At 71.6% G+C, this 22,850-nt stretch carries 23 protein-coding genes and 1 tRNA gene; 11 read left to right on the top strand and 13 right to left on the bottom strand.

Annotated elements, in window-relative coordinates; all coding sequences use genetic code 11:
• Window positions 1–15: 15 nt before the first annotated feature.
• The gene (locus tag ACH427_RS12005) at window positions 16–1,257 is read left to right on the top strand and encodes a xylan 1,4-beta-xylosidase (RefSeq protein WP_398869313.1); all 1,242 of its coding nucleotides are present in this window, start codon (window positions 16–18) and stop codon (window positions 1,255–1,257) included.
• Window positions 1,258–1,436: 179 nt separating this feature from the next.
• Here the strand turns inward: ACH427_RS12005 and ACH427_RS12000 are convergent, their stop codons facing one another.
• Window positions 1,437–2,171: a chitinase gene (locus ACH427_RS12000; RefSeq protein WP_398869312.1), complete on the bottom strand. Its 735-nt coding sequence runs from the start codon at window positions 2,169–2,171 to the stop codon at window positions 1,437–1,439.
• A 406-nt stretch (window positions 2,172–2,577) separates the two neighbouring features.
• Between ACH427_RS12000 and ACH427_RS11995 the strand changes: the two genes are divergently transcribed.
• Together ACH427_RS11995 and ACH427_RS11990 are read left to right on the top strand one after the other, a co-directional pair.
• Entirely contained in the window at window positions 2,578–3,000 is a 423-nt protein-coding gene (locus ACH427_RS11995; RefSeq protein ID WP_398869311.1) for a cysteine/serine endopeptidase inhibitor, read from the top strand.
• Between the two features lie 216 nt (window positions 3,001–3,216).
• Window positions 3,217–5,967, top strand: coding sequence for a discoidin domain-containing protein (locus ACH427_RS11990; protein ID WP_398869310.1), 2,751 nt, complete (start codon window positions 3,217–3,219; stop codon window positions 5,965–5,967).
• Between the two features lie 64 nt (window positions 5,968–6,031).
• Here ACH427_RS11990 and ACH427_RS11985 read toward each other — a convergent pair whose 3' ends face one another.
• Together ACH427_RS11985 and ACH427_RS11980 are read right to left on the bottom strand one after the other, a co-directional pair.
• A complete protein-coding gene (locus tag ACH427_RS11985) occupies window positions 6,032–6,397 on the bottom strand; it encodes a GntR family transcriptional regulator (RefSeq protein WP_398869460.1) in 366 nt (121 codons plus the stop codon).
• Window positions 6,398–6,399: 2 nt separating this feature from the next.
• Window positions 6,400–7,389: a DUF1648 domain-containing protein gene (locus ACH427_RS11980; protein WP_398869309.1), complete on the bottom strand. Its 990-nt coding sequence runs from the start codon at window positions 7,387–7,389 to the stop codon at window positions 6,400–6,402.
• Window positions 7,390–7,873: 484 nt separating this feature from the next.
• Here ACH427_RS11980 and ACH427_RS11975 point away from each other — a divergent pair, with 484 nt between their 5' ends.
• Both ACH427_RS11975 and ACH427_RS11970 read left to right on the top strand, forming a co-directional pair.
• A complete protein-coding gene (locus tag ACH427_RS11975; protein ID WP_398869308.1) occupies window positions 7,874–8,686 on the top strand; it encodes an SDR family NAD(P)-dependent oxidoreductase in 813 nt (270 codons plus the stop codon).
• 189 nt (window positions 8,687–8,875) lie between these two features.
• Window positions 8,876–9,715, top strand: coding sequence for a GNAT family N-acetyltransferase (locus ACH427_RS11970; RefSeq protein ID WP_398869307.1), 840 nt, complete (start codon window positions 8,876–8,878; stop codon window positions 9,713–9,715).
• Here the strand turns inward: ACH427_RS11970 and ACH427_RS11965 are convergent.
• From ACH427_RS11965 to ACH427_RS11945, 5 genes are all read right to left on the bottom strand, one after another.
• Complete coding sequence (locus ACH427_RS11965; protein WP_398869306.1) at window positions 9,643–10,608, bottom strand: pirin family protein; 966 nt, start codon at window positions 10,606–10,608, stop codon at window positions 9,643–9,645. The two genes, ACH427_RS11970 and ACH427_RS11965, sit on opposite strands and share 73 nt — an antisense overlap.
• Before the next feature lie 26 nt (window positions 10,609–10,634).
• On the bottom strand, window positions 10,635–11,036 hold the full coding sequence (locus ACH427_RS11960; protein ID WP_398869305.1) for a tetratricopeptide repeat protein: 402 nt from the start codon (window positions 11,034–11,036) through the stop codon (window positions 10,635–10,637).
• 42 nt (window positions 11,037–11,078) lie between these two features.
• Window positions 11,079–11,810: a phosphatase PAP2 family protein gene (locus ACH427_RS11955; RefSeq protein ID WP_398869304.1), complete on the bottom strand. Its 732-nt coding sequence runs from the start codon at window positions 11,808–11,810 to the stop codon at window positions 11,079–11,081.
• Window positions 11,811–11,879: 69 nt separating this feature from the next.
• Complete coding sequence (locus tag ACH427_RS11950) at window positions 11,880–12,818, bottom strand: M56 family metallopeptidase (RefSeq protein ID WP_398869303.1); 939 nt, start codon at window positions 12,816–12,818, stop codon at window positions 11,880–11,882.
• Between the two features lie 91 nt (window positions 12,819–12,909).
• A complete protein-coding gene (locus ACH427_RS11945; RefSeq protein WP_398869302.1) occupies window positions 12,910–13,485 on the bottom strand; it encodes a DUF5134 domain-containing protein in 576 nt (191 codons plus the stop codon).
• 247 nt (window positions 13,486–13,732) lie between these two features.
• On the opposite strand from ACH427_RS11945, the gene ACH427_RS11940 reads away from it, so the two are divergent.
• Window positions 13,733–13,806: transfer RNA gene (locus ACH427_RS11940), tRNA-Trp, on the top strand.
• Between the two features lie 29 nt (window positions 13,807–13,835).
• Here the strand turns inward: ACH427_RS11940 and ACH427_RS11935 are convergent.
• On the bottom strand, window positions 13,836–14,228 hold the full coding sequence (locus ACH427_RS11935; RefSeq protein ID WP_398869301.1) for a VOC family protein: 393 nt from the start codon (window positions 14,226–14,228) through the stop codon (window positions 13,836–13,838).
• A 91-nt stretch (window positions 14,229–14,319) separates the two neighbouring features.
• Between ACH427_RS11935 and ACH427_RS11930 the strand changes: the two genes are divergently transcribed.
• Window positions 14,320–14,868: a GNAT family N-acetyltransferase gene (locus ACH427_RS11930; RefSeq protein WP_398869300.1), complete on the top strand. Its 549-nt coding sequence runs from the start codon at window positions 14,320–14,322 to the stop codon at window positions 14,866–14,868.
• 66 nt (window positions 14,869–14,934) lie between these two features.
• On the opposite strand, the gene ACH427_RS11925 is transcribed toward ACH427_RS11930, so the two are convergent.
• From ACH427_RS11925 to ACH427_RS11915, 3 genes are read right to left on the bottom strand one after another with little or no spacing between them, the layout of a single operon-like run.
• The gene (locus tag ACH427_RS11925) at window positions 14,935–15,699 is read right to left on the bottom strand and encodes an amino acid ABC transporter ATP-binding protein (RefSeq protein WP_398869299.1); all 765 of its coding nucleotides are present in this window, start codon (window positions 15,697–15,699) and stop codon (window positions 14,935–14,937) included.
• Window positions 15,696–16,583, bottom strand: a complete 888-nt coding sequence (locus ACH427_RS11920; protein ID WP_398869459.1) for an amino acid ABC transporter permease — start codon at window positions 16,581–16,583, stop codon at window positions 15,696–15,698. Before ACH427_RS11920 ends, ACH427_RS11925 begins: the two co-directional genes overlap by 4 nt.
• A gap of 59 nt (window positions 16,584–16,642) precedes the next feature.
• A complete protein-coding gene (locus ACH427_RS11915) occupies window positions 16,643–17,617 on the bottom strand; it encodes an ABC transporter substrate-binding protein (protein ID WP_398869298.1) in 975 nt (324 codons plus the stop codon).
• Between the two features lie 338 nt (window positions 17,618–17,955).
• Between ACH427_RS11915 and ACH427_RS11910 the strand changes: the two genes are divergently transcribed.
• The 3 genes from ACH427_RS11910 to ACH427_RS11900 are packed head-to-tail and all read left to right on the top strand — an operon-like array spanning window position 17,956 to window position 21,211.
• On the top strand, window positions 17,956–19,353 hold the full coding sequence (locus ACH427_RS11910) for a DUF6421 family protein (protein WP_398869297.1): 1,398 nt from the start codon (window positions 17,956–17,958) through the stop codon (window positions 19,351–19,353).
• Window positions 19,354–19,379: 26 nt separating this feature from the next.
• Window positions 19,380–20,141, top strand: coding sequence for an SDR family NAD(P)-dependent oxidoreductase (locus tag ACH427_RS11905; protein WP_398869296.1), 762 nt, complete (start codon window positions 19,380–19,382; stop codon window positions 20,139–20,141).
• A complete protein-coding gene (locus tag ACH427_RS11900) occupies window positions 20,120–21,211 on the top strand; it encodes a threonine aldolase family protein (RefSeq protein WP_398869295.1) in 1,092 nt (363 codons plus the stop codon). Before ACH427_RS11905 ends, ACH427_RS11900 begins: the two co-directional genes overlap by 22 nt.
• Window positions 21,212–21,338: 127 nt before the next feature.
• On the opposite strand, the gene ACH427_RS11895 is transcribed toward ACH427_RS11900, so the two are convergent.
• Entirely contained in the window at window positions 21,339–22,067 is a 729-nt protein-coding gene (locus ACH427_RS11895) for a lysophospholipid acyltransferase family protein (RefSeq protein WP_398869294.1), read from the bottom strand.
• Window positions 22,068–22,441: 374 nt separating this feature from the next.
• Here ACH427_RS11895 and ACH427_RS11890 point away from each other — a divergent pair, with 374 nt between their 5' ends.
• The gene (locus tag ACH427_RS11890; protein WP_398869458.1) at window positions 22,442–22,747 is read left to right on the top strand and encodes a TlpA family protein disulfide reductase; all 306 of its coding nucleotides are present in this window, start codon (window positions 22,442–22,444) and stop codon (window positions 22,745–22,747) included.
• Window positions 22,748–22,850: the final 103 nt, after the last annotated feature.

Genomic DNA, 22,850 nt, shown 5'->3' with positions numbered 1-22,850 from the left:
GATATTCTGGATGCCGTGGAACGACACGACGGGGCACCGGGCTGGGGCTTCACCCATACCCGGCACAGCGCGGAACACGGTGAGCCTGACGCCACCCGCAGAGCCGGTGCCCTGCTCTCCGCGCGGCCCCTGCCGCAGAACCAGCACATCATGGGCTGGGGCGCGGAGAATCCCGAACCGGCGCCCGGCCGTTACGACTTCGAGGCGCTCGACGAGCGCGTCACCCTGATGCGCGCCACGGGAGCCACGCCCGTCCTCACCCTGTGCGCGGCCCCCGACTGGATGAAGGGCGGCCGGGCCGGGCGCACCGACTGGTCCCGGCTGGAGGCCGCTCCCGATCCCCGGCACTACGCAGACTTCGCCCGGCTCGCGGGTGTGATCGCCCAACGCTATCCGGACATCCGGCACTTCCTCGTGTGGAACGAAATGAAGGGCTTCTACGACGAGGACAAAAGGCGCTGGGACTACGAGGGTTACACACGGCTGTACAACCTCGTCCACGCGGAGCTGAAGCGGCGGAACCCTCGCAACCTGGTGGGCGGCCCCTATGTGGTGGTCGACCACGATCCGCCCGCCGATGACCCCGAGGACCGCTCGCGCGAACTGCGCGGCCCCTGGGGCGAGCTCGACCAGCGCTCCGCCGACGTCATCCGCTACTGGAGCGCGCACAAGGCGGGCGCGGACTTCGTCGTCGTCGACGGGTCGAGCTACACCCGCGAGGGCCACCGGGCGCTCCCCGACGAGTTTGCCGCCACCGAGAAGTTCGCCGACGTCACCCGCTGGGTGAGGAGCGTGACCGGGCTCCCGGTGTGGTGGGCCGAGTGGTACGTCGAGCCGCCCGCCGGGGACGACAGGGCCGGCGGCCGGGACGGCTGGGGCGAGCAGCACCGCACCGCCGTGCACGCCACCGCGATGATGCGGCTGGCGGAGAGCGGCGCGTCCGCGGCCTTCTACTGGAACCCGCAGCGCACCGGAAAGGCGTGCCCCGGCTGCCTGTGGCGGAGCACCCATCTGCCGGACGGGGGAGGGGAGTTGCCCATGGCGCGGCTGCTGAGGAACTTCGCCCGCGAATTCCCTCCGGGCACCGCCTTCCGGCCGGTCGCCGCCACCGCCGGGGCGGGAGACAGGATCCAGGTCCTCGCCGACGACGCGGCCGTGCTCGTCGTCAATACCGAGTGCCGGCCGGTGGCGGCCACGGTGGAGGGGCGGGCGCTGTCCCTCGCCCCGTACGAGGTGCGCTGGCTGGCCTGCCCGTGATCCCGTGCGGCGGCCGTCGGACAGGGAATTGCCGAACAGCGGAGTTCATGAATTAAGCAGAGCGAAGAGCAGCACTCCGCGATGACGCTGACACGGTCCACTCAAACGCTTTGCATGTGAAACGGGCGGTCACCTCGACGGTGCCGCCCGTTTCCTGTTGCCTGAAAGGGCAATCGGGGTCAGCAGTACAGATTGCCGCCTGGCGCCACGTGGAGGATGCCGGTGAAACGCTGGTAGTTCGACACCCGGCTCCGGACCTGGGCGGGGTTGCGGCCGTCGCACTCCAGGCTGCCGTTGATGCTGCGGATGGTCTGCCCGAATCCGCGGCCGTTGACCATCGCCTCGTGCGGGGTCATGGTCCCGGGGCCGCGCTGGGTGTTCCAGTACCACAGGGCGGTCTTCCAGGAGACGGCAGCGTCGGTCTGCACGAGCGAGGGACGGTGGAGCAGATCGATGCCGAGGGCGTCCCCCGCCGCCTTGTAGTTGAAGTTCCAGCTGATCTGGAGGGGGCCGCGGCCGTAGTAGGCGGCCTGGCCGGCCGGGCAGCCGTAGGGCCGGCTCCGGTCGCAGTAGTGGGGGTAGTTGGCGGTGTTCTGCTCCACGACGTAGACCAGCCCGCCGGTCTCGTGGGAGACGTTGGCGAGGAAGGCGGCGGCCTCCTGCTTCCGGGTCTCGGCGCTGCCGGTGCCCGCGAAGCCGGGGTACGCGCTCAGCGCGGCGACCAGGCCCTTGTACGTATAGAACGCGTTCCGCTTCGGGAACATCTGCTTGAACTGGGCCTCGCTCACCGGAAAGGCGGCCCGCGCGGCACCACGCGGGCCGACGGCACCCGCGGTGCCGGCCGGGGCGAGGACGGTTATGCCGGTCAGGGTCAGTGCGGCCAACAGCAGGGCGGCGATGCGCTTTCTTCTCATGGCGGCTCCTGTGGGGGAAAGGTGAGTGACGCCCGCCGACGGTGAATCGGGCCGACCGGCGTGTTGTCGCCATCGCGCAGTGAATAACTCCCTTGAGTTTGCTGTCAACAGCAGGCGCCGTGTCCGGCCGAACTCAATGTATTGAGCAATGTTTTCAGGACAACTGCGCCTGAAAGGGCTTGCGGGAGCAACGAGGAGCATGTCCTCATATGCCGGAAGCCGGGCACGTGCCGATGAAATGCCGCTGTCCTGTGGCTTCGTGGGCCGACGGACTCCCTTGGCTCCGTCATGCCGTCATCAGCTGTTCCGGGCGGGAGTCGCCCTGAATGGCCTATGGGCAAAGGCCCGTGCGCAACGCCTGGTGAACAACTCCTAGTGCACAACACCTCATGAACAAGGAGAGAACATGCGCGCATTGAAGACCCTGCGATACGCGGCTCCCGTCCTGGTCGCCGCGGTCACCGGCATCGCCCTCGGCGCGGGACCGGCGGCCGCCGACGTCCCGATCGGCCAGTCGATGAGCGGCAAGACGACGTACTACACCGACAAGGGCTACGGCGCCTGCGGCACCCCCATCGACGCCACCTCCCAGGACCTCGTCGCGGTCCCGGCGTCGTGGTGGACCTCCACCAATCCCAACAACGACCCGCTGTGCAAGGGCATATCGGTGGAGGTCAGCTACCAGGGCAAGACCATCAGAGTGCCGGTGAAGGACAAGTGTCCTTCGTGCGACCGGACCCACATCGACCTCAGCAAGACGGCCTTCCAGAAGCTGGCGCCGCTCGACAAGGGCGTGATCAACGGCATCACCTGGAAGTTCGTCCGCTGACGCCGCCCCGCCGGGGCCCCTCTCGCCCGGGGCCCCGGCGGGCCGCCGGTCGGCTGGGGCCGGCGGGTCACGCCCGGTTCGCCATGGCCTCCGGCGTGTCGGCGCGAGGTTCTCCGTCTTCAAGAGTCATAAAGACAACCGCGACTGTTGACGTTATGAGTTCATCAAATTTAAGGTCGCGGGACTCTTGGACCACAGGCAAGACGACGGAGAACAATGACGTACTCCCCCGGCGCGCGGCCGCGTCCGGCCCGGCTGTCCGCACTGCTGCTCGCAGGCGCGCTCGTCGCCTCGGTGCCGCCCGCGGCCGCCGCGCCGGCGCCGCAACCCCCCACCGCCGACCGCCCCGCCGCTGCCACTTCCCCCGCCGGCGGCTGCCGGACCGGCGACGGCTGGACACTCGACTCCACCCGTATCGACACCGGCGACACCCACCACGCCTACGTCGGCAACGGCTATCTGGGGCAGCGCGTACCGCCCAACGGCGCCGGCTACACCGACAGCGACGCCAAGACCGGCTGGCCGCTCTTCACCCCGGGATACGACGGCTCGTTCGTCTCCGGGCTCTACGCGCACAACAAACGGACCGCCGCCGACCGGCAGGCCGTCGCCGCCCTCCCCACCTGGACCGGACTCACCGTCGGCACCGGCGGCCAACACGGTGACGTCTTCGACTCTTCGACGAAGCCGGGCCGGATCTCCGGATATCGCCAGACCCTCTTCCAGAGCTGCGGCATCGTCCGGACCTCCCTGACCTGGACCGCCGCCGACGGGCGCGGGACCGACCTCGTCTATGACGTGCTGGCCGACCGCGACGACCCGCACACGGGCGCCGTACGGCTGCGCATGACGCCGCGCTGGAGCGGCGACGCCACCGTCACCGACCTGCTGGACGGACGCGGCGCGCGGCGCATGCGGCAGACCGGCGGCGGCGACCGCACCGGTGGGACCGGCCGGGACGGCCGGACCATGGACGTGGCCTTCCGCACCGACGGCACGGACACCGACGGCGCCGTCGCCTCCACCCTGCGGGCCGGGCGCGGTGTGCACGCGACCGGGGGCCGACGCGCCGGATCCGCGAAGGACTTGAGCGCCGAGCAGTCCCTCACCTTCCCCGTCCGCGAGGGCCACGCGTACGAACTCACCAAATACGTCGGCGTCGACACCGCCCTGACCTCGCACGCGCCCCGCCAGGACGCCACCGCCGCCGCACTGCGCGCGGCCCGGCGCGGCTGGGACGGCCTGCTGCGCGCCCACACCGCGGTCTGGGCCCGGCTGTGGCGCTCGGGCATCGAGGTGCCGGGACAGCCCGATCTTCAGGCGTGGGTGCGCTCCGCCCAATACGGGCTGCTGTCCAGCACCCGGCAGGGCGCGGCCAACAGCATCGCCCCGGCCGGGCTGACCAGCGACAACTACGCGGGCCTCGTCTTCTGGGACGCCGAGACCTGGATGTACCCGGCCCTGCTGGCCACCGCACCCGAACTCGCCAGGACCGTCGTCGACTACCGCTACCGGACCCTCCCGGGAGCCCGCGAGAACGCCCGCGGGCTCGGCTACCAAGGGCTCTTCTACCCCTGGAACAGCGGCAGCGAGGGCAACCTGGCCCAGGAGTGCCACAGCGTCGACCCGCCCCACTGCCGCACCCAGATCCATCTCCAGTCGGACATCTCCCTCGCCACCTGGCAGTACTACCTCGCCACCGGCGACACCGCCTGGCTGCGCGAGCGCGGCTGGCCGGTGCTGAAGGGCATCGCCGACTTCTGGGCCGGGAGGGTCACTCCCAACGCCGACGGCAGCTACTCCATCAAGGACACCGCAGGCCCCGACGAGTACAGCAACGGCGTCGACGACGCGGTCTTCACCAACGCCGGAGCCGTCACCTCCCTGCGCAACGCCGCCCGTGCCGCGCGGTTGCTCGGCGAGCGCGCGCCGGGGGAGTGGACGTCGGTCGCCGACAGGATCCGGATCCCGTACGACGCGCGGCACAAGGTCTTCCAGCAGTACGACGGCTACCCCGGCGGCAGGATCAAGCAGGCCGACACGGTGCTGCTGACGTACCCCCTGGAATGGCCGATGTCCCGGGCCGACGCGGCACGCACCCTCGACTACTACGCCCGGCGCACCGACCCCGACGGCCCCGCCATGACGGACTCGGTCCATGCCATCGACGCTGCCGCCACGGGCGAACCGGGCTGCTCGGCGTACACCTATCTGCAGCGCTCCGTCCGGCCGTTCGTACGCGGGCCCTTCGACCAGTTCTACGAGGCCCGCGGCACCAAGGCGGGCGCCGACGACCCGCTGGCCGGCTCGCCCGCCCAGGACTTCCTCACCGGCAAGGGCGGCTTCCTCCAGATCTTCACCAACGGCCTGACCGGCATGCGGATGCGCGAGGACCGGCTCCACCTCGACCCGACGCTGCCCCCGCAGCTCGGCCGCGGCGTCACCCTGCGCGGCCTGCGCTGGCAGGGCCGCACGTACGACATCGCCATCGGCGCCCACGACACCACCGTGCGGCTCACCGAGGGCGCGCCCATGACCCTCGACACCCCGCGGGGCGAGCAGGTCCTCACCAAGGCCGCACCGGCCGTCCTGAAGACCCGCCGCCCCGACCTCACCCCTACCGACAACCTGGCCCGCTGCACCACCGCCACGGCCACCTCCGAGGAACCCGGGATGTACGCGGCGGCCGCCGTCGACGGAAACCCCGCCACGGCCTGGGTCCCCGACGGGCCGAACGGTGAACTGACCACCGACCTCGGCAAGTCCGTACGCGTCACCAAGGCCGCCCCCGTCTGGACCGGCCCGGCACCGGCCTCGTACAGCGTCCGGCTCTCCCCCGACGGCCGGCACTGGCACGAGGCCGTCGCGGGCGGCGGGCCGGTCTCCGCGCGATACGTACGCGTCGCGCTGCACGGCCGGACCGACGCCAAGTCCCGCACGGGGATCGCCGAGCTGACCGTGTCGTAGCGAGGGGAGCGCGCCGTCGGCCGACGGCGCGCTCCCGGCTCGGACAGCGGCGCTCCGCGCACCCTCACCTGCCATCGGCCGACAGGGACGTCCTGACCAGACCGAGCACATCGTCGTCACTCAGTCCCAGCGCGCGGGCATCGGCGACCAGGCGCTGGGCCTGCACGGTGAGCCGGGCGCGTTCGGCCGTCGGTCCTCCGGTGACCACGGCGCCGCGCCCCCGGCGCAATTCGAGGAGGCCCTCCTCGCGCAGCCGTTGGTAACCCCGGAGCACGGTGTGCATGTTGACACCGAGCGACGCGGCGAGATCGCGGGCGGAGGGCAGGCGCTCGCCGCTGCCTGCGGTGCCGTCGGCGATGGCGCCGCGGACGCAGGCGGCGATCTGGTCGCCCAGGGGCACGGCGGACGAGGGGTCGACGCGGAAGAGCACGGTCACCCTCCTGCGGCGGTGCGGCGTTCGCGGTCGGCGAGGGTGTTGAGCAGCGCGGCGGCCGTGGCGGCGTCGTCGACGGTGACGACGAACTCGCTGCCGGTGGTCAGGCGGACGCTGATGGCATCACCGGAACGCAGCACGATGCCGCTCGCCCCGGGGCGGATGCGATAGCCCCAGCCGCCGAAGTCCCGCAGCGGGCTGACGGCACGGTGATCGGCTTCGGCGATCTTCCGCAGCGGCACGTTGAGGCGCGGCCAGGGGACGATCGAGGGGGTGACGGTGAGCCCGCGCCGGTCCGCGGTGACCCGTGCACCCGTGAGCAGGGCCATCAGGACTCCGGTGACGAGGAGTGGCAGTGCGGGCAGCCAGCCGGCGGTGAACCCGACGACGACGCCGGCGGCAAGGAGCAGGAGACCGGTGACGGGCAGGACCCGGGAGCCCGCCACTCGCGTCCAGCCGGCGATCTCGGAGTCACCGAGCGCGAGGCGCGAGGCGTCGGCGGAGGATCCGGGTATCGTCTCGGCTTCCTCGGCCTTGCCGCAGGCCGGCCAGCCCACGGCCGCGTAGAGCGCCGTGGCTCCGAAGGCGAATGCGGCCTGAGTCCCGGGCAGCGTGACGGAGGAGGCGTCGTCGACGCCGGTGTTGGCCAGCAGCACGGCGGTGGCCAGCCATCCGGTGAACACCGCGACGGCACCGCCGATGACGGCCACCACGCGCTGGCCGTCGTCGTTCGGCCGCATCCGGTGGACGAGCGCGCCGAAGAGGGCACCGACGCCCAGCAGCACTCCCAATGCGGCGGCGAGGAAGGACCCCTGGCCCGAGTAGCCGTCGGCATTTCCCCCGGGGCCGATGTGGGAGGCGATCCGGCCGGGCAGCCGGTCCCGCACCGAGAGGAACACCGTCAGGACGACGGCAGCGGCGATCAGAGGCGGCACGAGGGAGACGGCAAGGCGACGGGCGTTGACGTACGCGGATCGTGATTGCGGCATGAAAGCAGAACCTCCACTTGTTTGCATACTAGTAGAACAAGTGGAGGTGAACTCAGGCAAGGCGGCTGCCTGTTCCTGACGCGGCCCGAACGCCGCCCTCACCGTCGGAGACGTCGAAGCGGGTGCCACGTGCGCGGCGGAACCCCGGGGAGCACGCACGTCAGGGCAGCGTCAGGGATGCGGCGTGTCGCTTGTGCCCGGACTTCCGGCTTCCTTCAATGGTCCCCGTGAACAGCCACCTTCGCCACGACGACCGGCCGCCTCATACGGCGCTGCCCGGTTCCGCGTGCCGTTCCCACACGGTGCGCTGAGCGCACCCGCTGTTCACCGACTCCCCGGCCGCGCCCTACACGCGGCGGCCGGTGTCACCCGGCACAGTGCGTCCCGGCATCCGCCGTCCTGTCACTGATGCCCCTTCACGCTCGCACGGCAGCCGCGCCCTACGGCGCTCGCTGCCGCTCTGCCCGATCCGGAGTGGATTCCCATGTCTTCTGCTGTCTCACCCGCCTCCAGGACCGTTCTGGTCACCGGTGCCACGTCCGGTATCGGCTGGGAGACCGCCCGGCTGCTCGCCGAACGAGGCGACACGGTCATCGTCCACGCCCCCGACCAGGAGTCCGGCGACGACGCCATCGTCCGCCTGACAGCGGCCGGCACCGACACCCTGCGCCTGCGGCTGGCCGTCGCCGACTTCTCCCGCCTGGACGAGGTGCGGGCCATGGCCACCCGCATCGCCGAGGAACACCCCGTCCTGGACGTCCTGGTCAACAACGCGGCCGTCGTCGCGCCCGAACAGCGCACGATGACCGCCGACGGAAACGAACTCTCCCTCCAGGTCAACTTCCTGGCGGCCTATCTGCTCACCCACGAACTGGCGGGCCCGCTGAGCGCCCGGCCCGGCAGCCGCGTCGTCAACGTGTCCTCCTCCATGCACCGCACGGCGTCGATCTCCTGGAACGACCCGCAGCGCACCAAGCGCTACTCCCGTCTCGCCGCCTACGCGCAGTCCCAGCTGGCGCTGACCGTCTTCGCCCGCGAGCAGGCTCCGTGGACGTCGGTCAGTGTGCACCCCGGCGTGTGCGACACCGGACTGCTGCCGCTGTACGCGCACGAGGGCGACTCCGCCGTGGAGGGCGCCGAGCGCGTCGTCCGGCTCTGCGACCCCGCCACCGAGCTCGTCGCCGGTGCCTACTACGACCGTACGGCCCTCTCCCCGGCGGCCCCGGTCGCGATGGAGGAGCGCACGGTGCGCCGACTGCGCAAGCTCGCCGACCAGCTGGTCGCCAAGGCCGGCTGACGAAAAGAACCACGACCGCCTGACGAAGGGAACCACGACCGTGTCCAAGCGCGCCCGCAAGAAGCGAGCCCGTCGCAAGAAGAACGCCAACCACGGAAGCAAAGCCTGCGTCTGACAGTGGGCCGGCGGCGGTACGGCACCGGCAACGGTTCCGTACCGCCTGCTCCGCGCGTACCCCGGAGTGATGTGATGCTGGTCGAACATCTCCACGGCACGGCCCTCCGGGCCGGGCCGCTCCGGTTCCCCGCCGGCCGCCCCGGGCTGGGAGCCCTCCCCGAGCACGTCACCCTCACCGGCCACGGGAGCTGGTGGGCCGACGACCCTGCCGATCCACGGGCCGCCGCCGTCTCCTGCGCCGGGCACGCCATCCTGGCGGGGGACCCGCGACGGACGGCCCCCGAGGAACTGGCCTGCCTAACCGGTCATTACGTGGCCGCGCCGGACAGGTTCCTGCCCCTCCTCGGCGCCGCCTTCCACCGCCTCGTCCCCTGGGAGCGCATGATCTGGATCCGAAGCGACCCGCCCCCGGCCGTACGCCTCGGCCCCGGCACGACCGTCCGCCGGCTCCTGCCCCGCGACACCCAGGCCCTGCGCACCCTGGGCCCGGACCTGGCGTGGACCAGCGCGAGCTGGGGCGGCCCCGCCGGCCTCGCCGCCTCCGGCCGCTGCTGGGGCGCCTTCCGCGAGGGCCAACTCCTCTCCCTGGCCTGTACCTTCTTCGCCGGCAGCCGCTACGAGGACATCGCCGTCGCCACCCTCCCCGGAGCACGCGGACGGGGCCTGGCCTCGGCCTGCGTCGAGGCACTCTGCGCGGACCTCACCACCCGCGGCCGCGTCCCGTCCTGGACCTGCTCCCGGGACAACCACGCCAGCCGCCACCTCGCCACGAGGACCGGCTTCCGTGTCGTCCACGAATACGTGCACTACGCCGTCGGGGCCGCGGTCGTCCCTCCAGGTCAGCGCACCCTGCCACGCGGCTTGAGGGAAACCGGCGGCAGCGCGGGAGCGGACAGCCGGCCGCCGTCGTAGCCGTGCACCTCGCCGAAGCGAGACCCCGTCATCCAGTCCTCCCGGGCCTGGACGATGTCCTCGTGGGAACGGCCCACGAAGTTCCACCACATGAGGATGCGCTCCTCGAACGGCTCGCCGCCCAGCAGCATGAACGAGCTGTCCACGTCCGTGCGGAGCGGCAGTTCGGAGCGTCCGCAGCCGAGGTAGAGCAGGGAGCCCGGTGCGAGGCGCACGCCGTCCACCTCGGCCTCGCCGGACATGGTCAGGGCCGCGTACTCGAAGTCGGGCCGGACGGGGAGGCGCGCGGAAGCGCCCGCCGGCAGGGTGATGTCGGCGCCCATGAGCGGGCTGAAGGCGGTGGCGGGAGAGGCCGCGCCGTCCAGTTCGCCCATGAGGACGGTGGCGCGCAGGCCGCCGCCCGTCACCCGCGGCAGCTCGGCATGGTGCTCCCACCTCGGAGTGGTGTGCCGGTGCGCGTCCGGCAGTGCCACCCACAGCTGGGCGCCGTGCAGCAGGCGCGCGTGCTCGCGCGGGGACTCCTCCGAGTGCGCGATGGCACCCCCCGCCGTCATCAGCCCCAACTGCCCCGGACGCAAGGTCTGAAGGCTGCCGAGGCTGTCCCGGTGCAGCACCTCGCCGTCATGGAGCCAACTGACGGTCTGCAGGCCCATGTGCGGATGAGGGGGCACCTGCATCCCCGGCTCCTGAGCGATGTCGTCCGGGCCGTAGTGGTCGACGAAGCACCACGCGCCCACCATGCGGCGCCCGAGGCTGGGCAGCAGACGGCGCACGACGGTGCTCTCGCCGAGCGGGACCCGCTTCGCGGGCAGCAGCTCCCGCACCGGCCGCGCGGTGACGTCGGCGCGGCCACCGCATTCGGCCGGTGCGGGCCGGAGTTCGAGGTTGCTCATGGGAGCACTGTCCCATCCAGGGGCCGTCACGTGGCGGTCCTGTGGATAACCGGGGCGGCCGAGGCGTAGTCGCCGTTCATCGCGGCGGCCAGCCGGAGGTGGGGCGCCGCTTCGGCGTCCCGGTTCTGCCGTTCCAGCGTGCGCCCGAGCAGCAGATGCGCGTACGCCTCGGCGGGGGCGTGGTCCAGGACGCGCCGCGCCTCGGCCTCGGCCCGGTTCAGCTGGGCGGAGTGGTAGTACGACCGGGCGAGGAGCAGCCGGGCCGCCAGGTGGGCCGGTTCCGCCTCGACGACGGGTGCCAGGATGCGGGCGGCCTCGGCGTAGTCCTTCGCCTCGAAGAAGAGGTGCGCGCGCTCGTACTCGTCCGCCAGCGGGTGCGGGGACACCGGCACGGCGGCGGTGGGGGAGGACGGGGTGAAAGCGGTCATGGATCGCTCCTTTCCTCCCCGCCAACATAGATGAAGCTTGAACTATTTCCGATCGGTCCGGGCGTCCTCCCGCCCGGCCCCCGCTCCGGTGCCGCGCCCCGCCGTCACGGCGTCGTACGCCCACACCGCCCCCGCGACGAGCGCCGCGCCCAGCAGCCAGCCGCCCACCACGTCGGACAGCCAGTGCACACCGAGATAGAGACGGGTGAAGCCCACGCCGGTCACCGACAGCGCTCCCACCGCCAGCGCCGCACGGATCCCGGCGGGACGTACGTGGTGCAGCCACAGCAGCCACACCACCAGTCCGCACGTCACGGTGGCGGTCAGCGCGTGGCCCGAAGGGAACGCCTGATAGCTGGCGACGGCCACCGGATCCGGCCAGTGCGGGCGGTCCCGGCCGACAGCGGACTTGAGGGCCTGCTGCACCAGCGTTCCGGCGGCGGACGTCCCCGCGATCCACGCGATCAGCAGCCACGCGCGCCGCCGCGCCAGCCAGAGCGCCGCCACGGCGAGAACCGCGCGCATGGTCCAGGGATCCCACAACCGCTCCGACAGCCAGCGGACGAACCCCGTCCAGCCGTGGTGGCCGACGGCGATCGGATGCAGGCCGTCGGCCACCCGCCGGTCCAGTGATACGAGCGGACCCCAATCGCGGACGACCAGCACCGTCAGAGCGAGAAACAGGGCGCAGAGAACGGCAGTTGCGCGCCACCCGAGGGCGGGCGCGGGGCGGGTCGGCAGGGCGGGTGCGTCGGAGCGCGTCGGAACGTGCATGGCCGGATCCTTGCGGAAGCCCTGGCCGTAGCGCCACCCGTACAGCCCGGAGAGCGTCCCTCCGGGGGCTCAGCCCAGCGCGCTCAGCCCGGGCATGAAGGCCACCAGCAAGGGCACCGCCGGAACCAGGGCTCCGGCGGCCGTCAACCGCAACCGCCGTGCCGTCGTCAGCCGCGGCCCAGGGGACAGCAGCCGGTCCACCCGGCGCGGCACCTGCGACAGCTGGGCCGGGCAGGGGCCGAAGACACCGCGGTCCTCGTTGAGCTCGACCAGCGCCAGCGCCGTCGTCATCCGGCCGAACCGCCGCGAGGCCGCGTCGTCCGCCGCCAGCTCGACGAGCTGGTGCACCTGGTCGCGGAACGCCGCGAAGACCGGCACCTGCGGGAAGCCGGTCGCCAGCGCCGACGAGGAGTGCAGCAGCCAGCTGTGCCGCGCCCGCGCGTGCCCCTGCTCGTGGGCCAGCACCGCGTCCAGCTGCGAGTCCGAGAGCCGGCGCAGCGCGCCCGTCGTGACGACCAGCCGGGGAGCCGTCCCGCCGCGCAGCCACCACGCGTCCGGCCGCTCACCCTCGAGCACCACCAGCCGGTCCGCGTCCGGCGCCTCGCCCGGCAACTGCGGTGCGCGGACGAGCAGATCGGTGCGGCGCTGCCGACGGCAGGCCCGGGCCAGGCCGATCTCGCGGGTCAGCATCGCGGCGGTCCACACCGCGCCGAAGCCCAGCGCCACGGCCAGCGGGGCGGCCCACGGACGGTACGAGGCGAGGGCGTACGCCTCCATGACTCCGTGCGGGGCGGCCGCGAACACATGGCCGCGTACCGCCTCCCAGGCCGCCGCGGCGCTGAGCGCCATGGCGAGAGCACAGCACAGCAGTACGGCCGCCACCGCGCACTGCCACACCCACAGGGCCACGACGGGTTCGCGGTCGGCCCAGTCGGAGCGGGTCAGCAGGCGCGGCGTCATCGCGGCGACCAGCCCACCGAGGACCAGCAGCACGAGCGGGACCATCATGGCCGCAGCCTATGAGCGCGACACCGTGCCCGGGTACGGTCCCGGGCGCGAAGTGACGCATGCCACGGTCTCACAGAGGGACCGCGCGTGCTCAGAGGGTGAGCAGCATCGCCAGCATGCCGATGCCCATGGACAGCCGGCACGCGTTGGTGAGATTGGGACGGCCAGGCCAGGGCGCCTCGCCGGAGGTGGCGGCGACCACGGGGACGAGGGCGGCCACCGTCCGTACGACGTACACCGCGAAATACACCAGCAGCAGGCCCGTCAGCAGGGGAGTCCCCGCGGGGACGTGCCCTTCGGCGTGTGCGCTCCCGGTGTGCCCGCTCATGGGGGAACCCGCCATCGCCAGCGCCATGTAGACCATGGCGAACGCGCCGACGGCGTGGTGGAGATGGTGCAGGTGCTGTTCCGTACGGCCACGTGCCACCAGCAGGGAGCGCAGGCCCGCCGCGCCGAACACGGCCGCGAACACCGGGGCGCCCCAGGGGTGGCTGGTGAGACCGGCGGTCGGTACGGCCATCACGGCCATGCCCAGGCCCATCAAGGCGTCACCACCTGTGGACCGGGCCTCCGCCGGGTTCCTCGCTCCTGCCCTCACGAGGCAATACGCGCCGGTCGCGGCGCACAGTGCCACCAGCAGCCAGCCGATGAGCGGTGGTTCGTGCACCGCGCACCTCCCCGGTCAGGCAGACCTACCCCCGGAGGATTCCCGCCCGAGTCGCATCACACGGGAGCGCACGGGCGCACAAGGGGAGCACTGCGCGACGCCGGGCACGCCCGCGCACGCGCGGTGACACGGGGGCGCATCAGGGTGGCAGACCGGTGCACGGGAGGAGCGCGCCCACCGGCCGAAGCCCGCGGCAAAAAAAGATCTTGCCTTGGGCGCGGTCTTCGGGAGAGAGTGAGGGCACCGAAGGGGCGTAGCTCAGCTGGCCAGAGCAGCGGACTCCAAACCCGCTAGTCGCAGGTTCGAATCCTGTCGCCCCTGCTGCGCGGCCGCGCGTCGCCCAGGCGTCCTCAGATGCCTGGGCGATAGCGCATCGGGTGCCCCTCCGGCACCTCCACCACCGCGATCCGCACCCCGTCCGGGTCCGTGATCCACATCTCGATCAGTCCCCAGGGCTTGGTCTCCGGCGGCTCCAGCACCTCGACGCCCTCGCGGAGGAATTCCGCGTGGGCCGCCGCGGCGTCCGCGACCTGGAACCACAGCTCGATGCCGGGGTCCGGCGGCGTGTCGGCGCGGCCCGAGACCTCCAGGAACCCGCCGCCCAGGAAATAGACCGTGCCGCGCTCCGGGCCGGTCCCGAACTCCCGGTAGACCGCGAGCCCCAGCGCCCGCCCGTAGAACTCCCGGGAACGCTCCGGATCGGTGGGCCGCAGAAGCACGCGGCTGCTCAGTACATGCACCATGACGCGACTGTACGCAGAGCCGATCGGGTTAGTGTTCGTATGCAGCCAAGAGGTGCAGCCGAAGCCGTACGGAGAGGACCACACGGAGACCATGGAGACAGCCAGCAGCCGCACCGCAGAGCCGGTCTTCCGGGCAGCGACCGTCGCCGACGTGCCCGAGCTCGTGGCACTCGTCGAATCGGCCTACCGCGGTGACGACAGCCGTGCCGGGTGGACGACCGAGGCGGATCTGCTGGACGGCCAGCGGACCGACCCCGCGGGCGTCGAGGCCGTGGTGACGGACGAGAACAGCCGTCTGCTGGTGGTGGAGTGCGAGGGCGAGACCGTCGCCTGCTGCCAGCTGGAACACCGGGGCACGCACGCCTACTTCGGGATGTTCGCGGTCCGTCCGGCGATGCAGGGCGCCGGGCTCGGCAAGGTGATCATCGCCGAGGCCGAGCGGTTCGTGCGTGCCGAGTGGGGCGCCGACGAGATGCACATGACCGTCATACGGCAGCGTGACGAGCTGATCGCCTGGTACGAACGCCGCGGTTACCGCCGTACCGGCCGGATGTCCCCCTTCCCGTACGGCGACGAGCGCTTCGGCATCCCGCAGCGCGACGACCTCGAGTTCGAGCTGCTCGTCAAGGAATTGCCGTAAGGCGGCAGGATTCCGAGGCTGTAAGGGGCACCGGCCCGCGGGCGGTGCCCCTTACAGCCCGCACCGCTACAGCCGGCCCGCCTCGACCAGCCGGCGCAGGAAGCGCCGCGTGCGCTCCTCGCGGGGCTCGCCGAAGACCTCCGCGGGCGTGCCATGCTCCAGCACCACACCGCCGTCGAGGAAGCACACCTGGTCGGCGACGTCCCGGGCGAACCCCATCTCGTGGGTGGCGAGCACCATGGTCATGCCGTCGTCCTTGAGATCGCGCACGACGGCCAGCACCTCACCGACCAGCTCCGGGTCGAGGGCGGCGGTGATCTCGTCGAGCAGCAGCAGCCGGGGCCGCCCCGCCAGGGCCCGTACGATCGCCACCCGCTGCTGCTGGCCCCCGCTGAGCCGGTCCGGGTACTCACCGGCCCTGCCGCCCAGGCCGAGCCGCTCCAGGAGCTCCCGCGCCCGCTCCTCCGCCTCGGCCCGCGGCACGCCGTGCACCCGGCGCGGGGCGAGCGTGATGTTGTCGAGCACGGTCATGTGCGGGAAGAGGTTGTACGCCTGGAAGACCACGCCGATGCGACGGCGCACCGTGTCCGGGTCCACGCGCGGGTCGGTGATCTCCTCGCCGTCCAGGAAGATCGCGCCGTCGTCGATCTCCTCCAGGAGGTTCGCGCAGCGCAGCAGGGTCGACTTGCCCGAACCGGACGCCCCGATGAGGGCGGTCACGGTGTGCGGGGCGACTTCGAGGCCGACATCGCGCAGGACGACGGAGCGGCCGAAGGTCTTGCGCACGGCCTCCAGCCGCAGCACGGCGGCCGACGGTTCGGCGGTGCTCATACGATTCCTCCCTGGGCCCGGCGGCGGTCCATCCGTGCGGTGATCCAGTCGGTGAACCGTGTCATCGGGATGGTGAGGGCCACGAAGATGAGCCCGGCGACCACGTAGGGCGTGTAGTTGAAGCTCTTGGCGGCGATGATCTGCGCCGCGTAGACCGCGTCGACGGCGCCCGCGATCGAGACGAGACCGGTGTCCTTCTGGAGCGAGACGAGGTCGTTCAGAAGGGGCGGGACGACACGGCGCACGGCCTGCGGCAGCACCACGTGGCGCAGCGTCTGCGGGCCGGAGAGGCCCAGCGAGCGAGCGGCCGCGCGCTGGCTGGGATGCACGGACTCGATGCCCGCGCGGAACACCTCGGCGACGTAGGCGGAGTACGTGAGCACCAGCGCCGTGCCGCCCAGGAGCACCGGGTCCGTCGTCACGCCCTGCAGCCGCAGCGCCGGAACGCCGAAGACGACCATCAGGAGACAGATGACGAGCGGCAGACCGCGGAAGAAGTCGGTGTAGGCGGTGGCGAGGGCCCGCAAGGGGAAGAAGACCGGGCCGCGCAGCGTGCGGGCGATCGCTATCAGCAGGCCGAGTACGAGGACCGCGGCCCCGCAGACGACCAGCAGCCGGAGGTTGAGCAGCAGTCCGTCGAGCACCTTGGGCAGGGCCTCGCGGGCGTAGTGCGCGTCGAAGAAGGTCTCCCGGGTGCGGGACCAGCCGGGGGAGTTGACGACGGCGAGGAACAGTACGGTGCCGGTGACCAGTGTGCTGACGGCCGCCACGCTGGTGGCCCGGCGGGCACGCGCACGTTTGAACCGTTCGCGTTCCAGGCGTCGTGCGGAAGGAATATATGCGTCCCGGGTGGCGGCCTCCTGGGACGCGGTGCTCTCCGGCAGGGCGTCGCTCTCCGGCGGGGCGCCCCGGGCCGGGGTGGCGGGCCCCGTGTCCTCGGCCGTCACTTGAGCACCGGTGCGTCGACGGCCTCGGAGAGCCAGGTCTTCTCCAGGCGGGCGAGTGTGCCGTCCTTGCGCAGGGAGTCGACGGCGTCACTGACGCAGCCGGTGAGCCCGCTGCCCTTGTCGAGCACGAGTCCGAACTGCTCGGCCCTGCCTCCTGAGGCTGCGAACTGGCCGACGATCTTCGCCTCCTGGACCTCGGCGGAGGTGATGTAGAAGGCCGTGGGCAGGTCCACGACGATCGCGTCCACCTGGCCGTTCTTGAGCGCGGTCTTGGCGTAGTCGTTCTTCTGGAAGACGGCGGGCCGTTGTTCGGGCCGGATGACGCTGTTGACGACGTCGAGGCTCGTGGTGCCCACCTGCGCGCCTACCTTCACGTGCTTGAGGGCGTCCACCGTGGTGGCTTTGGCGGCGGGTGAGCCCTTGAGCGCGATGACGGCCTGCCGGACGTCGTAGTAGCCCGAGGAGAAGTCGACGGCCCGGCGGCGCTCGTCGCTGACGGAGATCTGGTTGAGGTCGAAGTCGAACTTCTTCTTCCCGGGTGCCACAGCGGAGTTGAAGGGCACCGTCTGCCAGATCACGTCGGATCTGGCGTAACCGAGCCGGTCGGCGACGGCGTACGCGACGGCCGACTCGAAGCCCTTGCCGTCGGCCGGGTCGTCGTCCTGGAACCACGGGGCGTAGGCCGGCTTGTCGGTGCCCACGGTGAGTTTGCCCGCGGTCGCGGTCGCCAGGTGGCCCTTGGCGCACGCGGCGGCGTGCGGCGCGGCGGCCGACTTCGCGGAGCCGGTGTCGTCCTGCGGGGCACAGCCGACGGCCGCGCCCAGCAGCAGCACGGCGAGCGCGGCACCGAGGCGCGGCAGGCGCCCGCGGTGGCCGGGAGCCGCGAGGTGCGAGGGCCCGGCGGAGAGAGCGGCGTGGAGGGAAGCGGAACGGGAAGTCGTGCGGCCTGCGGGCCGGTTGGCGACGGACATGGCGGGAGCGTGGCAGTGCCGACGGGATCTGTCCAGGTCAGATCACTGATCGTCCGAATAGCGGAAGACTGTTGCCGATTCATGAATTCTCGGCGGCCCCGGAGGGTACCCATGAAGGAGCGCCGGTCAATGGCCGGAACTGAGCCAGGGCAGCAGCGGGCCGCACGCGCCGGACGCGATGCCGTGAGGCGTCTGAGGCCACCCGAGTGCGTGCCGACAGGAAAATCAGCGGTCTGACCAGGGGGTCGGCAGGATAATTTATGGCTGCCCCTCTTGAGATGAAGAACCGCACACAGATACGGTGTCTTAACGCGAAGTTCTCCCGAGGAGGGGCAGACATGACGGAAATTCTTGCGTCGATGGCGATAGCGACCGACGAAACAGCGGCGAGCCGCGTGATCGATCATCCGTCGTGGGCCACGCTCAAGGACGCCGTGGAAACGATCCGGCCGTGGCAGTCCCCGGACGGGTCCATCGACCTCGAAGCGGAGGGCGCACCCCCGGGCGACACCGTACGCACCGAGATCGGCCGGGTCGCCACGGCCGTCGAGGAGCTCTCGCCTCTCCTGCCGCACGACGCCGCGTACCACCGCGCGCTCGTCACGGACCTGTGCCGCTGGGCGGACGGCGGATTCGCCGTGCCCGACTTCCTGGACTCGCTGCTGGCCTTCCAGCCCGCCGCGCAGCGCGCCGACGGACTCCAGCACCTCGTCGTCTTCCCGATGTACACGCAGAACGGCAACCCCGACCGCAATCTCGAGGCGGTCGTCCTGCGCGTCGTATGGCCGGAGTGGCTCGCCGAGCTGGAGCGCACCCGCTACGACAACCCCCTCTTCGTCGGCATCACCTTCGAGGACTTCACCGCCGGCTACGACACCAACTCCGCGGTCCTCTTCCCGGAGACCATCGCCGTCCGCGAGGCCCCGGAGCGCTTCACCTGGGGAGGCATCTTCTGCGACCGCGAGGCGGCCCGCTTCCGCCGGGTCACCGAGGCGGCCGTCGACATCCTCAGCCTGGAGCTGCCCGCCGACATCCGGGAGATGATCGGCGACCAGCACCGCTGCCAGCAGGCGTTCGTCCTGTGGGACATGGTCCACGACCGCACCCACAGCCACGGCGACCTGCCGTTCGACCCCTTCATGATCAAGCAGCGGCAGCCGTTCTGGATGTACGGCCTGGAGGAGCTGCGGTGCGACCTCACGGCCTTCAAGGAGGCCGTGAAGCTGGAGAGCGACGGCTATGCCCAGGGCCGCGACGTGCAGTACGCCGTCCTCTTCGACCGGATGTTCCGCTTCCCGGTCACCGGCGAGCGCGTGCGCAACTACGACGGCCTCGGCGGGCAGCTGCTGTTCGCCTACCTCCACAAGCACGACGTCGTACGCTGGACGGACAACACACTGCACATCGACTGGGACCGCGCCCCGCAGGTCACCAACCAGCTGTGCGGCGAGATCGAGAAGCTCTACCGCGACGGGATCGACCGTCCCAAGCTCGTGCACTGGTTCGCCGCCTACGAGCTCGTCTCCTCCTACCTCGCGCCGCACCCCGGCTCCGTATGGGCCAAGGGCCCCGACGCCCTCGACCTGACCCAGCCCCCGCGCAAGCTCGTGGACGACGTGCTTCCGGACGAGTTCCCGCTCAGCATGTTCTACGAGGCCCTTGCCAAGAAGCTGCGCAGCGTGATCGCCTCGACCAAGGGGATCACCGCGGCGAGCGAGGGGCAGGCGGCCGCGTGAGCAAGCGTGAGACGGAGGCGACGATCATGAGCACAACGACGAACGGCGAGGGCCGGCTGGACGGCGCGGTCGTGGCGGTGGCGGGCGCGGCCGGACCGGCCGGGCGCGCGACGCTGCTGCGCCTGGCCGAGGCCGGGGCGACGGTCGTCGCCTCCGACGCGGACGCCGCCCGGCTCGCCGAGGCCGTCGACGCCGCCCGCTATGCCCACGGGGGCGCCACGGTCACCGGCGACATCGTGGACCTGCTCGACCTGGAGGCCACCCGCGGCTGGGTCGACCGCACCGAGAAGGAATTCGGCCGGATCGACGGCCTGGTACACCTGGTGGGCGGCTGGCGCGGCTCGGCGACGTTCGCCGAGACCGACCTCGCGGACTGGGAGCTGCTGGAGAAGCTGCTCATCCGTACCGTGCAGCACACCTCGCTCGCCTTCGAGGCCCCGCTCCAGCGCAGCGGCAACGGCCGCTATCTCCTCGTCAGCGCCGCCGGCGCCTCCAAGCCCACCGCGGGCAACGCCGCGTACTCCGCCTCCAAGGCCGCCGCCGAGGCGTGGACGCTCGCGCTCGCCGACGCCTTCCGCAAGGCGGGGGGCGAGGGTGAACCCAAGGCGGCCGCTGCCATCCTGGTGGTCAAGGCCCTGGTGCACGACGCCATGCGCGCCGAGCGCCCGAACGCGAAATTCGCGGGTTTCACGGACGTCAAGGACCTGGCCGAGGCCATCGTCGGCGTCTGGGGGAAGCCCGCCCGAGAAGTGAACGGAACCCGTCTGTGGCTGACTCCGCAACCGTGACCGCGACGACCGATGCCATACGGCGGCACGACCCCGCCTCGCGCGGCTTCGCCAGCGACAACTACGCGGGCGCGCACCCCGAGATCCTCGCGGCCCTCGCCCTCGCCAACGGCGGCCACCAGATCGCCTACGGCGAGGACGTCTACACCGCGCACCTCCAAGAGGTGATGCGCGGTCACTTCGGCCCGACGGCCGAGGCGTTCCCGGTCTTCAACGGCACCGGTGCCAATGTGGTCGCCCTCCAGGCGGCCACCGAGCGCTGGGGCGCGGTGATCTGTGCCGGCACGGCGCACATTCACGTGGACGAGGGCGGGGCACCCGAGCGTGTCGGCGGGCTCAAGCTGCTGACCGTGCCGACCGAGCACGGCAAGCTCACCCCCGAGCTCATCGACCGGGAGGCGTACGGCTGGGACGACGAGCACCGGGCGCAGCCGCAGATCGTCTCGATCGCCCAGACCACCGAACTCGGCACCTGTTACACGCCGGAGGAGATCCGGGAGATCTGCGACCATGCCCACGAGCGGGGCATGAAGGTCCATCTCGACGGCGCCCGCATCGCCAACGCGGCGGCCACGCTCGGCGTCCCGCTGCGGGCCTTCACGACCGACGCCGGCGTGGACCTGCTGTCGTTCGGCGGCACGAAGAACGGCATGCTGTTCGGCGAGTGCGTCGTCGTGCTGAACCCGGACGCGGTGCGGGCCATGAAGCACCTGCGCAAGCTGTCCATGCAGCTGGCCTCCAAGATGCGTTTCGTCTCCGCCCAGTTCGAGGCACTGCTCGCCGGGGACCTGTGGCTGCGCAGCGCCTCGCACGCCAACGCCATGGCCGCGCGCCTGGCGGAGGGCGTACGGACCGTCGACGGAGTGGAGGTCCTGCACCCGGTGGAGTCCAACGCCGTCTTCGCGCGGCTGCCGCACGACGTGAGCGAGCGTCTCCAGAAGAGCTACCGCTTCTACTTCTGGGACGAGGCGGCCGGTGATGTCCGCTGGATGTGCTCCTTCGACACCACCGAAGCCGATGTGGACGCCTTCGTGGCGACGCTCGCGGCGGAGATGGGCAAGCAGAGGTAAGCGCTCGCGCGTGAGAATGCGTCCGGCCGCAATGTCATCGACCTTGCGGCCGGATGTGTCATTCCGGTCCACGATCGGGGACGGCGCCCCGGCGGGCGCCTGGTGTCAGGCGCCCGCCGGGCGCGCGTCAGCGGCGGTCCAGGGCCGCGGCCTCCGCGGGGGTCGGCGCCGTGCCGCCGAGGTGGGCGGGAACCCACCAGGTGTCGTCCGGACCCTTGGGGCGGACGGGATAGGCCCGCTGAGCCGCCTCCAGCAGCTCCTGGACGCGGCCCCGTACCCGCTCCGTGATCGTGTCGGCGTGCTCGGCCGGATCGGCGGCCATCGGCTCGCCCACCCGCATGGTGATCGGGATGTGGTTGCGGCCCAGATCCCGCTTGTGCCCCTTGGTCCACAGCCGCTGGGTGCCCCACAGCGCCATCGGCAGCAGCGGCACGCCCGCCTCCTGGGCGAGCCGGGCCGCGCCCGACTTGAAGTTCTTCAGCGTGAACGACTGGGAGATCGTCGCCTCCGGGAAGACACCGATGATCTCACCCGAGCGCAGCGCGGACAGCGCGTGCTTGTAGGCGTCCATGCCGGCCGCGCGGTCCACGGGAATGTGCTTCATCGCGCGCATCAGCGGCCCCGACACCTTGTGCCGGAAGACGGACTCCTTGGCCATGAAGCGCACCAGGCGCTTGGCGGGCCGGGCGGCCAGCCCGCAGAAGATGAAGTCGAGATAGCCGATGTGGTTGCTCACCAGCACCGCCCCGCCGCGCTGCGGCACGTGCTCGGTGCCCTGGATGTCGAAGCGCAGATCGAGCGCCTTGAACATGGAGCGGGCGACACCGATCACCGGGGGGTAGACGAGTTCTGCCATATCGGGGAAATCCTTCTGGGCCTGGGGAGGGTGCTCCCGGCTGAAGTTACGCGGCCGTAGGTTCTCGGCTCCCGGCCGATCGTGCCTGATCGCCCGGCCCATGGACCAGCGGGGACGCCCCGGGGGCCAGGAGATCCTCGTCACGTCGGCCCGCGGCGCGGTCCGGCCGTCCGGTAGTGCCGAAGGTACACCGCGTACTCCGGACAGAACCGGGCAGACCCCCGCGAGCGCCGGACGGGGGCGCGTTCGAGGGCGTGAAGGGAAATTTCTGCGGCCCCGGCGGCGCTTCAACCGTCGGAACACCACGGGGCCGCGACGGTCCCGGGGACGCGGACGACTGCGGAGGGGCGAGTGTGCCGGTGCGGGACGAAGTGATGCGGCTGGATGCCGCCGAGCTCGGTGCGGAGCTGGGGGAGCGGGCCACCCTCGTCCAGTTCTCCAGCGCCTTCTGCCAGCCGTGCCGGGCGACCAGACGGACCCTGGCGGAGGTCGCCGCCATGGTCGAGGGCGTCGCGCATGTCGAGATCGACGCCGAGGCGAGACTGGAGCTCGTCCGCGCCCTGGGCGTCAGCGCGACTCCCACCGTGCTCGTCCTCGACGCGTCCGGCCGCGTCGCGCGCCGGGCGGCCGGGCAGCCCCGCAAGGCCCATGTCATCGCGGCGCTCGGCGCCCTGGTGTGATGCACCGTGATCCATCTCCCATACCCCCGGCCTCACTTGACGGTGTACACGCATGATCGTCAATGTGACGTGATGTGGCCTGGACTGCTTCTCCACGGACGCG

This window comes from Streptomyces sp. NPDC020379, from assembly GCF_044387105.1.
GTDB lineage: Bacteria > Actinomycetota > Actinomycetes > Streptomycetales > Streptomycetaceae > Streptomyces.
Note: the sequence above shows the minus strand (reverse complement) of the source record. Positions and strands in the feature narration are given on the sequence as shown.